Annotated in this window: 9 protein-coding genes; 5 read left to right on the top strand and 4 right to left on the bottom strand. The window is 63.1% G+C overall.

The window, feature by feature from the left end:
* Positions 1-204 precede the first annotated feature (204 nt).
* Positions 205-1,113 (bottom strand): LysR substrate-binding domain-containing protein, encoded by a 909-nt coding sequence (locus J1G37_RS18215; RefSeq protein WP_207044019.1) that lies wholly within the window; start codon positions 1,111-1,113, stop codon positions 205-207.
* Between the two features lie 204 nt (positions 1,114-1,317).
* Between J1G37_RS18215 and J1G37_RS18210 the strand changes: the two genes are divergently transcribed.
* Both J1G37_RS18210 and J1G37_RS18205 read left to right on the top strand, forming a co-directional pair.
* A complete protein-coding gene (locus J1G37_RS18210; protein ID WP_026136755.1) occupies positions 1,318-1,716 on the top strand; it encodes an AraC family transcriptional regulator in 399 nt (132 codons plus the stop codon).
* Positions 1,717-1,773: 57 nt separating this feature from the next.
* Positions 1,774-4,536, top strand: coding sequence for a winged helix-turn-helix domain-containing protein (locus J1G37_RS18205; protein WP_207044017.1), 2,763 nt, complete (start codon positions 1,774-1,776; stop codon positions 4,534-4,536).
* Here J1G37_RS18205 and J1G37_RS18200 read toward each other — a convergent pair.
* Both J1G37_RS18200 and J1G37_RS18195 read right to left on the bottom strand, forming a co-directional pair.
* Positions 4,483-5,934 carry a winged helix-turn-helix domain-containing protein gene (locus J1G37_RS18200; RefSeq protein ID WP_242551634.1) on the bottom strand — a complete coding sequence of 484 codons (1,452 nt, stop codon included), beginning with the start codon at positions 5,932-5,934 and terminating at the stop codon, positions 4,483-4,485. The genes J1G37_RS18205 and J1G37_RS18200 overlap by 54 nt on opposite strands.
* Positions 5,935-6,082: 148 nt before the next feature.
* A complete protein-coding gene (locus tag J1G37_RS18195; RefSeq protein WP_207044010.1) occupies positions 6,083-7,033 on the bottom strand; it encodes a GlxA family transcriptional regulator in 951 nt (316 codons plus the stop codon).
* Positions 7,034-7,213: 180 nt separating this feature from the next.
* On the opposite strand from J1G37_RS18195, the gene J1G37_RS18190 reads away from it, so the two are divergent.
* From J1G37_RS18190 to J1G37_RS18180, 3 genes are all read left to right on the top strand, one after another.
* Positions 7,214-7,936 (top strand): pirin family protein, encoded by a 723-nt coding sequence (locus J1G37_RS18190; RefSeq protein WP_207044008.1) that lies wholly within the window; start codon positions 7,214-7,216, stop codon positions 7,934-7,936.
* 120 nt (positions 7,937-8,056) lie between these two features.
* Complete coding sequence (locus tag J1G37_RS18185) at positions 8,057-8,404, top strand: hypothetical protein (RefSeq protein ID WP_207044006.1); 348 nt, start codon at positions 8,057-8,059, stop codon at positions 8,402-8,404.
* 963 nt (positions 8,405-9,367) lie between these two features.
* Complete coding sequence (locus tag J1G37_RS18180) at positions 9,368-10,312, top strand: aliphatic sulfonate ABC transporter substrate-binding protein (RefSeq protein WP_207044003.1); 945 nt, start codon at positions 9,368-9,370, stop codon at positions 10,310-10,312.
* 129 nt (positions 10,313-10,441) lie between these two features.
* Here J1G37_RS18180 and aqpZ read toward each other — a convergent pair whose 3' ends face one another.
* Positions 10,442-11,128: an aquaporin Z gene (aqpZ, locus tag J1G37_RS18175; protein ID WP_347402352.1), complete on the bottom strand. Its 687-nt coding sequence runs from the start codon at positions 11,126-11,128 to the stop codon at positions 10,442-10,444.
* Positions 11,129-11,222 lie beyond the last annotated feature (94 nt).

Below are 11,222 nucleotides of genomic sequence, written 5' to 3'. Positions count from 1 at the left end.
CCGGGTTAGCCGCACTGGGCCATGGATGGCCCATTGCGGCGGCCCACGGATTCAAGCCTGCGTTCGGGCACACCGAGCCTAGGCGAGGTGCCGAGTGTTGGGGCAAGAGCCCTTTGGTTACTTTGGGGCTTTTCCAAAGTGACCCGCTGTAAGAGCGGAACCATAAGTCGCCGTTACCTAACCAACGGATATGTACACAAAACCCTAAAGCACCCGCGCCATGTGCTCAGCAATCCTCAACCGCAACCACCGCTCCGCCGGATCATTGTCATGCACCCCACTCCACACCATCGACAACTCCGCCGCCTCAATCGCAAACGGCGGATCCTCCGCCCGTAACGCCGACCCCTCGGTCAACGCACACGCCGCATAATCCGGCACGGTCGCAATAATCTGCGTCCCCGCCAACAACGCCCGCAACCCACTGAATTGCGGCACCGCCAACACCACCCGCCGCGCCCGTCCGATCCGGGCCAAATCCAGATCGATATTGCCGCTCAGGTCCCCGGAAAACGACACCATCGCATGGGGCCGCTCGCAATAGTCGTCCAGGGTCAACGGCAATACACCCCCATCCCCCCGCAACACCTTGCACGGAATATCCCGCAGCTTCTTGCGCTTGGCATTCGCCGGCAACTCCGTGGTGTAGCTCACCCCCACCGAAATCTCGCCACTGGCCAACAACGCCGACATCAACAGGTAATTGGCGCGACGCACCACCACGACAATCCCCGGTGCCTCCTCGCGCAGTTGGCTGAGCAACGGCGGAAACAAACCAAACTCGGCGTCGTCGGACAGCCCGATACGAAACACCGCGCAGCTGGTTGAAGGGTCGAAATCCTTGGCGCGGCTGACGGCGCCCGAGATGATGTCCATGGCCGGTTGCAGCTCCTTGAGTATCGCCACGGCGCGTGGCGTGGGCTCCATGCCCCGCCCGTTGCGCAGCAGCAACGGGTCGTCGAACAGATCGCGCAAGCGCCCCAATGCCGCACTCACCGCCGGTTGGCCCATGAAGAGTTTTTCGGCGACCCGGGTCAGGTTCTTCTCGAACATCAGCGCTTCGAAAATCACCAACAGGTTCATATCGACGCGGCGCAGGTCGTTGCGGTTCATGGCGGTATCCAAACGGTTGGCGAGCCGCCAGATAAGCACGCGAAACGCGGCATGGATTGCACCGCTGTGCTGTCTTTTCAACGCCGGCACCTGGCGAAATTAACAACGATTAACTCGTCAGCCAGACGGTCTGGCGCCAAGAATGTGTCGGTCTACACTGCATCCATTCACCGGGAACGCTCCCATCGACTGCGGATATCCGTCATGGCCCGACTTGAGCACACTGCTCCCCGTTTATCCGCGACCGGCGGCCTGTGTGCCCGGCGCGAGCGGATAGCCAAACAATTGATCCTCGCCAACCTCGGTGAAAGCCTGGCGATTGCCGAACTGGCCCAGGCCTGCGCGCTGTCGCGCAGTCATTTTTCGCGGGCGTTCAAGTGCACCACCGGGCTGTCGCCGCAGGAATGGATTCGCCAACAGCGCATCCAGCGCGCCAAGGAATTGATCACCGGTTCCGCCTTGAGCCTCACGCAGATCAGCCTGGAGTGCGGCTTTTGCGACCAGGCGCACTTCTGCCACATGTTCACCCGCAGCGAAGGCGTCAACCCGATGACCTGGCGAAATCACCAATTGCGTCACAGGCCGCAAGTGATTGCGGCCTAGTGGTTGGCACACGCCTGGAATATGCTGGCCACACCCTTTCCCAGAGCATGGCCGCCCATGAATGACCTCAGCGACCAGGCCGTGCAGTTCGGCCCCTACCGCATCCACCTGCGCGAGCGTCTGGTGCTGGAAGGCGGCCGCCCGTTGCGCCTGGGGCGACGTGCCGTGGAGATCCTGCTGATCCTGCTGGAGCAGGCCGGCAATGTGGTGAGCAAGCAGGAATTGATCGCCCGCGTGTGGCCCAAGAGCGTGGTGGAGGACGGCAACCTGCGGGTGCATATGGCAGCGCTGCGCAAAGCCTTGGGCGATGGCCAGGCCGGGCAGCGCTATATCGTGACCGTGGCCCAGCGTGGCTACAGTTTTGTCGCGCCACTGAGCATCGAACCCATGAGCCTGCCCACCGAAGGTGCACCGCAACGCCCGTGCCATAACCTGCCGCTGCGGCGCACGCGCATGATCGGCCGCCAGGCGCTGATCGATGCATTGGTGCAGCAACTGCCCGCACAACGTTTCATCACCCTCACCGGCGCCGGCGGCATCGGCAAGACCACCGTGGCGCTGCGGGTGGCGGAGCTGCTGATCGGGCATTACCGCGACGGTATCCGCCTGCTCGACCTGGCGCCGCTGAGCGCTCCGTCGATGATCCTGCCCAACCTCGCCGCCCTGCTCGACCTTACGCTCACCGAGCAGGAGCCGTTGCTCAGCGTTGCCCGCAGCCTGCACGCCCGCCAACTGCTGCTGGTGATCGACAACTGCGAGCACCTGCTGGACGACATCGCGCTGATCAGCGAAACGCTGCTGCGCTACGCGCCCGAGTTGCACATCATCGCCACCAGCCGCGAAGCGCTGCGTGCCGAAGGCGAATCCGTGCAGCGCCTGGAACCGCTGGCGTGCCCGCCCGCCACCGGCAACCGCGCCCAGGCCCTCGGTTACCCGGCCCTGCAATTGCTGATCGAACGGGCGATGTCCCATCAGGACAGCTTTGCCCTCAGTGACGCCGAGCTGCCGCTGGCCATCGATATCTGCCAGCGTCTGGACGGTATCCCCTTGGCCATCGAGCTGGTGGCGGCACAGATCGAACGCTTCGGCCTGCCGGGCCTGCTGGTACAGATGGAAGACAACTTCCGCCTGCTCACCCGTGGCCGCAACAGCGCCCTGCCCCGCCAGCAAACCCTGCGCGCCACGCTGGACTGGAGCTTCGAGCTGCTCACCGGCTGCGAGCAGATTTGCCTGCGCCGCCTTGCGGTGTTTCGCGGCGGCTTCAGTTTGGCCAGCGCAGCGGCGGTGATCGCCGGGGAACAGGTGGCGCCCCTCGAAGTGCTGGGTTCCATCACGCAGCTGGTGGCCAAATCCTTGCTCAATGTGGAAGCCGGTGATGACGAGGTGGTCTATCGCCTGCACGACATCACGCGCACCTACGCCCTGGAAAAACTCAGCAGCGCCGACGAGCTCGACGCCACCCGCGAACGCCACGCCGAGCGCTGCCTGAGCCTGATGAACCAGGCACAAGACGATTGGGAACTGACCGCGACCCAGCCGTGGATCGACCGCTATGCGCCCCTGCGCGAAGACATCCGCGCCGCCCTCGATTGGGGCCTTGGCGACCACGGCGTGCACTTGTTGGGCATTCGTCTCACCGTCAGCGCCATGCCGCTGTGGCAAGAGTTGTCGCTGCTGCGCGAACACGGTTTGTACGTGGGCAAGGCCCTGGCGCGGCTACGGCAATCGGCCGCGCCGAGCCAGCGCCTGCATATGGCCTTGCAACTGGCGCTGGGCAGCTTTTCCTATCACACCCAGGGCGGCACGCCGCAGACCATCGACGCCTTTGCCTGCGCGCGACGCCTGGCCGAAGCGGGCAAGGACCTCGCCGGCCAGCTGCGCGCGGTGTCGGGGCATATGGCGGTCAACCTGTGTTGCGGCAACTATCGCGAAGCCCTGGTGCAGAGCCTGCACTTCGACCAACTGGGGCCGCAGGCCGAACCCTTGCTGGACCTCAGCGCACAGCGCCTGCGGGTGTTGGCGCAACACTTCGCCGGCAACCAGGCGCTGGCGTTGCACAATGCCGAACAAGTGCTCCAGCGCATGGCCCAGAGCGGCCATCTGAACCGCTTTACCCATGGCTTTGGCGTGCAGTACGACCAGAGCGTGGCGTCGTTGACCATCCTCGCGCGCATCCTGTGGCTGCGCGGTTTCCCAGAGCGCGCCGCGCGTATCGCCGACCAGGCGTTGGCACTCGCGTTGCAAATCAACCATGGCACGTCGATCTGCTACACCCTGGCCCTGGCCGGCGTGGTGATCGCCCGCTACAACGGCGACACCGCCGCGACCCGCGCGCGCATGGACCTGCTGCTGCAACAGGCACAAAAACACTCGGTGCAGTTGTTCCACACCTGGGCACGCTGTTACGCCGGCACGACGCCGATCGCCGATGTGCAAGGCTTGGGGCTGGTGGAGGACATTCTCGTGACCTTCAACGCCATCGAACCGAGCGACGCTGTGTTCGAACGCGCCCGAAACGGCGGCGCCGGCTGGTGCACTGCGGAGATCCTGCGGGTGCGCGCTGAAAGCCTCAGCGACAGCCGTGCCGCCGAAGCCCTGCTGCTGGAAGCCCTGGGTCTGGCACACCAGCAAGGCGCGCTGGCCTGGGAGTTGCGCAGCGCCACAGCGTTGGCGCGGTTGTGGCAGAGCCAAGGCCGCGTGCAGGCGGCGCGTGATCTGCTGGCGTCGGTGTACGGGCGTTTCAGCGAAGGTTTTGCCACCGCCGATCTACTCGGAGTACGCGGCTTGCTCGACGAGTTGCAGCACAAACGACCGGCCTGAAAACGGCCCCAGATAATGCCCGTAGCCAGCCTGCAAACGCGCCACCTGTGCGGGATCGCGCAGTTGCGCCAAGGCGTAGCTGCGCAGGCTGTTGAGCAACCGATACCGCGCGGGGCCGGGGCCCGGTTCCTGGGCCAGCAACGACAGGCCCACCAGCCGCGCCAGCAGGTACGGCAGGTCGGCATGTTCCAGCTCGGTGCCCGCCACCAACGCGGTCAGCGTGGGCAAGGTCACGGCCATCTTGAACAAGCCCAATTGCAGGAACAGCCAACGCTCCGGCAGGCTCAGGCGCGCGTAACTCCAATCCAGTGCAGCGGCGAAGGATTGGTGACGTTCAACCGCCGTGCGACGGCCCCGCGTCAACACCTGCAAACTGCTGCGCAATTGCGTCTGCACGCCGTGTATGCCCAAGGCTTCGACCTGGGCCGCCGCCAGTTCCAGGGCCAGGGGAATGCCATCGAGACACCGGCAGATCTCCCGTAGCGGCGCCAGGTCCTGGGCGCGCAACGCAAAGCCCTGCTGACTGGCGCGTACCCGCGCAACAAACAACTGCACAGCATGAGAGGTCATCGCCTGGTCGGCATCCCCCCAGCCGCACGGCGTCGGCAGGGCCAACCTGGGAACGCACTGCACCCACTCACCCGGCAGGTGCAAGGCTTCGCGACTGCTCAGCAACACGCTCACCTCAGGCGCGTACTGCGCCAACGTGCGCACCAGGTGGCGGCAGGCACTGAGCAGCAAGTCGGCACCGTCGAGCACCAACAGCAGTTGGCGCGTGGCCAGGGGTTTGCACAATGCCTGGGCACTGGCGCAGGGCTCCAGGTCCAACGCCTTGGCCAGATGGCGGAGCATTTGCATCGGCGCTTGCACCGTCGCCAGGTCCACCCACCACACGCCATCGCGATAGCGCGGCAGCACGCGTTCGGCCAGGGCCAATGCGAGGCTGCTTTTACCCACGCCGGCGCAACCGGTCAGGGTCATCAGGCGTTGCCCGGACAGGCGCCGCACCAACATCCCCAACACTTCATCGCGACCGATCAGCGGGCTCAGGCGCACGGCCAGGTTGTGTCGGGGCTTGGCGGCAGGCGCAGCGCTGTGCAGCGGCGCGACAAAACTGTAGCCGCGCTGGGGATCGTTGATGATGCAGGGTTGGCAATCAAAGGCGCGACGCAGGGCCGCGATATGCACGCGCAGGTTGTTCTCTTCCACCACGCTGTTGGGCCAGACGCGGGCAATCAGGCTGTCCTTGCTGACGAATTGCCCCGGTGCTTCCAGCAGTACCGCCAGGATCTCCAGCGCCCGCCCGCCCAGCGGCACCGGCCAGCCCGCCTTGCTGACCAGGCGCTGCTGCGGGTGAAAGGTGTAGCGGCCGAAGCTCACCGTGGGCGCGTTGTGCATGTCGATAAAGCGCTGAAACACCCGGCCTTGGGCGTTTGCGCATCCTTTTCCATGGGCTTGGCGCTATCTTGCCACCTCGCCGTGACAGGACAATGCTGGCACGGGGAGCCACACGGACTTTGAGGTGCGTCAGACGGCCAAATCGGCCTTAACTGAACTGCTGGCGGTACTGCGTCGGGTTAAGGCCGAGTTTTTCACTGAACAGAAAACGCATGTAGCGCACGCTGCCGAAACCGGCGTAGAAGGCCACGGTCTTGAGCGGTAGGTCGGTGGTTTCCAGCAGGTGCCGGGCGCGGTCGATGCGCGCGCCTTGCAAAAACGCCATGGGCGTCATGTGCACTTCCTTGGCAAACACCCGGGCGAAGTGGCGCGCGCTCATGCCCGCCAGTTCGGCCATGGAATCGATGGTGAACGGCTGATCCAGCTGCGCCAGCACATGGTTCTGCACCCGCGTGATCGGCGTTTCCTGGGGCGCCACCGCAGCCGTCATCGGACTGAACTGCGCCTGGCCGCCCTGGCGTTTCATCACCACCAGCAGCACCTTGGCCACGTCCACTGCGACCTGCTTGCCGTGGTCCTGGGCCACCACCGACAGCGCCAGGTCGATGCCGGCAGTGACCCCGCCCGAGGTGATCAAGCGACCATCTTGCAAGTAGATGCGATCGGTCTCGACGATCGCCTCGGGAAAGCCCTGGATCAACCGTTCGGTGTAGTGCCAGTGGGTGGTCACGCGATGGCCGTCGAGCAGCCCGGCGTGTCCCAATACAAACGCGCCGGTGCAGATCGAACCAAAGCGCCGCGCCTTGGGAGCGGCAGCCTTGAGCCACGGCAACAGCGCGGGGTGGCACTCGTTATAGGCCCCGGGGCCGCCGGGTACCAGCAACAGGTCATAGGCATCAACGGCCTGCTCCAGCAGCAGGTCGGGCTGCACCAGCACACCGTTGGAGGCACGCAACGCACCGGGCTCAGTGCCCAGGGTGAGGATGCGGTAATGATCGGCCGCCGGCAGGTAGCGGTTGGCAATGGAGAACACTTCAAGCGGCCCGGCCATGTCGAGCAACAGGAAGTCGGGAAACAGCGCCATGGCCACGGTTTTCATAGGGTGGAACGTCCATCGGATAAGGTACAGGCGGGCATTATGGCATGTCTTTTATTGTCAATCTGATCGAGACAGTTATTCAGATTTCACCTTCTTAATGAATATTCCGATAACCATTAACCTTCTTCTCAACGCCAGCGCCCTGCACTTCGCAGCCCGCGCTCACTTGAGGACAAGACCATGCTGACCCTTCGCAAAGCTTCCGAACGCGGCGCCGCCAATCACGGTTGGTTGAAGTCGTTTCATACCTTCTCATTCGCCAACTACTGGAACCCGAAAGAACAGGGTTTCTCCGACCTGTTGGTGATCAACGACGACCGCGTCGCCGCCGGCAAAGGCTTCGGCCAGCACCCGCACCGCGACATGGAGATTTTCTCCTACGTGCTTGAAGGCGCCCTGGAACACAAGGACACCCTGGGCACCGGCTCGGTAATCCGCCCCGGCGACGTGCAACTGATGAGCGCCGGCAGCGGCGTGGCCCACAGCGAGTTCAACCACAGCCAAAGCCGTGGTGTGCACTTCCTGCAAATCTGGATCGTGCCCAGTGAAGTCGGGGCTGAACCGCGCTATCAACAGGAGCACTTCAGTGAGGCGCAGAAACGTGGGCGTTTGCAGTTGATCATCTCGCCGGACGGTGCCGAGGGGTCACTCAACGTACGCCAGGATGCGCGGGTGTATGCGGGGCTGTTCAACGGCGACGAAAGCGCGACCCTCGACCTTGCAGCGGATCGCCATGCGTACATCCATGTGGCCCGGGGCAGTGTTGAGATCAACGGGCAGCGCTTTGAGGAAGGTGACGGTGCTCGTGTGCGTGATGAGCGGCAGATCCGTGTGAGCCAGGGCGATGATGCCGAGGTGCTGGTGTTTGACCTGCGCCCGCAGGAGTTGCCACGGATGCCTTGAGCAGCCATCGCTGATGTCGATAGTCACCATCAGCGCAATGAAGTTCTCTTAAAAACTGTGGCGCGTAACATCGAATCCATACCCGGAAACACTTAACTAAAACACTTGGAGCACATCATCATGAAACGCCAAATCTTGCTTGGACTTGCTTTTTCGGTAGTGGCTGTCAATGCTTTTGCTCATCCTCTGGTTGCTGAAGGTGGGGCTGAGCGGTTGCAGGGGAATCGTGTGGCTGAAGGTGGCGCGGAACGTCTGCTGGAGCTTCGTGTGGCTGAGGGTGGCTCGGAGCGTCTGTTGGAACGTCGTGTGGCGGAAGGTGGTTCGGATCGGTTGCAGGAGCGTCGCTTGGCGGAAGGTGGTTCGGATCGGTTGCAAGAACGTCGCTTGGCGGAAGGTGGTTCGGATCGGTTGCAGGAGCGTCGTTTGGCGGAAGGTGGGGCGGAACGTTTGTTGAGTAGTCACGTGTAAGCCTGCGTTGTTTGCAGGGGACCCCAAACCGGCCTGATCAGCCGGTTTTTTTTCGCCTGGGATTTGGGTGTTGTGAACACGGTTAAATGTGGGAGCTGGCTTGCCTGCGATGGCGGTCTGTCGGTGTACATATCCATTATTTAGGTAACGGCGACTTAGGGTTCCGCCCTTACGGCGGCTCACTTTGGAAAAGCCCCAAAGTAAGCAAAGGGCTCTTGCCCCAACACTCGGTGCCTCGCCTAGGCTCGGCATGCCCGTAATCCGACATGGATTTGGGGGGACGCCGCCACGCGCCATCCATGGCGCGGGGCGGCTAAACCGGCATCCCTGCCGGTTTACCCCCCAAATCCATGTCGAATTCCGGCCAGCGTGTTTAACGGGGCGCCTAAGATCAAAAACACAGCGAGGCGGCCTAGTAGCCGACCTGATCTATGAAGCGTACGCATTCCCCTGTGGGAGCTGGCTTGCCTGCGATGGCATCAACTGGGTGTACCTGATGTACCGAGTTGTCTGCATCGCAGGCAAGCCAGCTCCCACAGTTTCCGGTTCCCACAGTTGAAGGGTGAACGCCATGAGAAATACCGGTCGGCTTTAAGGCCGCCGCGCTCTGGCTTTTGATCTTACTTGCCCCGTCAAACACGCTGGCCGAACGCAGGCTTGAATCCGTGGGTAACCCGGCAGGACGCCGGGTTAGCCGCCCCGCGCCATGGATGGCGCGTGGCGGCGGCCCACGGATTCAAGCCTGCGTTCGGGCACACCGAGCCTAAGCGAGGTGCCGAGTGTTGGGGCAAGAGCCCTTTGGTTACTTTGGGGCTTTTCCAAAGTGACCCGCCGTAAGGGCGGAACCATAAGCCGCCGTGACCTAAATAACGGATATGTACCCCGTCAGACCAAAAGAGTATTTAACGAACAGTTTTTAGAACCATAAGCTCATCCCTATCCCATTAGAAGATCGAGCCCCCCATGCCCATACGCCGCCCCCTCATCGCCGTCCTAGGACTCCTGGCCTTCTCCATCACAGCCACCACCGAAGCCCAAGAAACCCTACGCATCGGCTACCAAAAATCCTCCACCCTGATCACCCTGCTAAAAACCCAGGGCACCCTGGAAAAAGCCCTCAAGGCCAACCACATCGACGTAACCTGGCACGAATTCCCCAGCGGCTTGCCCCTGCTCGAAGCCCTGAACGTGGGCAACGTCGACATCAGCGCCGACGTCGCCGACACCGTGCCGATCTTCGCCCAGGCCGCCCAGGCCAAGCTCACCTACTTCGCCCAGGAAGCGCCCTCGCCTTCGGCACAGGCCATCGTGGTGCGCAAAGACTCGCCGATCCAGCAGCTAGGCGATTTGAAAGGCAAGAAAATCGCCGTCACCAAAGCCGCCGGCACCCACTACTTGCTGATCGCCGCACTGGCCAAAGCCGGTCTGGAATTCGCCGATATCGAACCCGCCTACCTGTCACCCGCCGACGGCCGCGCCGCGTTCGAGAACAACAAGGTGGATGCCTGGGTCACCTGGGAACCCTTCCGCACCAGCGTGCAACGCCAACTGCCGACCCGCACCCTGGCGGACGGCGCCGGGCTGGCGAGCTACAAGCGCTATTACTTGACCGGCACGCCCTACGCCAAAGCCCATCCCGAGGTGTTGAAGGTGGTGTATGAGCAGTTGGAAAAAACCGGCCAATGGGTCAAGGCCAACCCACAGGACGCGGCGAAAGTGCTTGGCCCGTTGTGGGGCAACCTGGACGTGGCCACAGTGGAAGCGGCCAATGCACACCGCAGCTATCAGGTGCAGCCGGTGACGGTTGATCAACTAGGCGAGCAGCAGAAGATTGCCGATGCATTTTTCAAGGCGGGCTTGTTGCCCAAGGCGGTCGATGCCAAGGATGTGCAGACCTGGAAGCCGTAAGACCAGAGGCAGTCAAAAAATGTGGGAGCGGGCTTGCCCGCGATAGCGATCCTTCAGCAACAGGCTTGTTGGCTGATACACCGCAATCGCGGGCAAGCCCGCTCCCACAGGTTAAACAGCCAGCCCCGTTTAACTGCGCTCATCCAACCCACGCGCCGCCACCGCACCCAACACCCCGCCCACCAACGGCGCCAGCCAGAACAGCCACAGCTGCGCAATGTACTCGCCGCCCGCAAACAACGCCGGCCCGGTGCTGCGCGCCGGGTTCACCGAGGTGTTGGTCACCGGGATCAGGACCAGGTGAATCAAGGTCAGCGCCAGGCCGATGGCAATCGGCGCAAACCCGGCCACCGCGCCCGGGGCGGTGACGCGCATGATGATGAAGACAAAGAAGAACGTGGCGATCAGTTCGGCCAGCAAGGCGGCCTTCATGTCGAAGTGGCCTGGGCTCAAGGCGTCATAGCCGTTGGCGGCAAATCCACCCATGACAAAATCGTCCTGGCCGTTGGCGATCAGGTACAGCGCTGCCGCCGCGCCAATTGCACCGGCGACCTGCGCCGCGATGTAGGGCAGCACGTCAACTCCGGCAACCCGCCGTCCGGCCCAAAGGCCCAAGGTCACCGCCGGGTTGAAGTGCCCGCCCGAGATACCGCCCACCGCATAGGCCATGGTCAACACTGTGAGGCCGAACGCCAGGGACACGCCGACAAAGCCAATACCCAACTCGGGGAATGCCGCCGCCAGGATGGCGCTGCCACAGCCGCCGAAGGTCAGCCAGAAAGTACCCAGAAACTCCGCGGTCAAACGCTTTTGCACAATCGACTCCATTGCTGTTCAAGTGCCGTCACCACAGGGCGTGGGCGGTCCTGGGTGACGGTAGCAATGGGCATCGCGGCGCCCTGTAAGACTT

Source organism: Pseudomonas sp. Marseille-Q1929 (assembly GCF_017316265.1).
Taxonomy (GTDB): Bacteria; Pseudomonadota; Gammaproteobacteria; order Pseudomonadales; family Pseudomonadaceae; genus Aquipseudomonas.
This window is presented reverse-complemented; position numbering and strand designations above follow the sequence as displayed.

What these genes read in the sequence shown, in the direction of transcription:
- J1G37_RS18215 (WP_207044019.1), bottom strand. Translation starts at nt 1,113, where the DNA reads ATGAACCGCAACGACCTGCGCCGCGTCGATATGAACCTGTTGGTGATT.
- J1G37_RS18210 (WP_026136755.1), top strand. Translation starts at nt 1,318, where the DNA reads ATGGCCCGACTTGAGCACACTGCTCCCCGTTTATCCGCGACCGGCGGC.
- J1G37_RS18205 (WP_207044017.1), top strand. Translation starts at nt 1,774, where the DNA reads ATGAATGACCTCAGCGACCAGGCCGTGCAGTTCGGCCCCTACCGCATC.
- J1G37_RS18200 (WP_242551634.1), bottom strand. Translation starts at nt 5,934, where the DNA reads ATGCACAACGCGCCCACGGTGAGCTTCGGCCGCTACACCTTTCACCCG.
- J1G37_RS18195 (WP_207044010.1), bottom strand. Translation starts at nt 7,033, where the DNA reads ATGAAAACCGTGGCCATGGCGCTGTTTCCCGACTTCCTGTTGCTCGAC.
- J1G37_RS18190 (WP_207044008.1), top strand. Translation starts at nt 7,214, where the DNA reads ATGCTGACCCTTCGCAAAGCTTCCGAACGCGGCGCCGCCAATCACGGT.
- J1G37_RS18185 (WP_207044006.1), top strand. Translation starts at nt 8,057, where the DNA reads ATGAAACGCCAAATCTTGCTTGGACTTGCTTTTTCGGTAGTGGCTGTC.
- J1G37_RS18180 (WP_207044003.1), top strand. Translation starts at nt 9,368, where the DNA reads ATGCCCATACGCCGCCCCCTCATCGCCGTCCTAGGACTCCTGGCCTTC.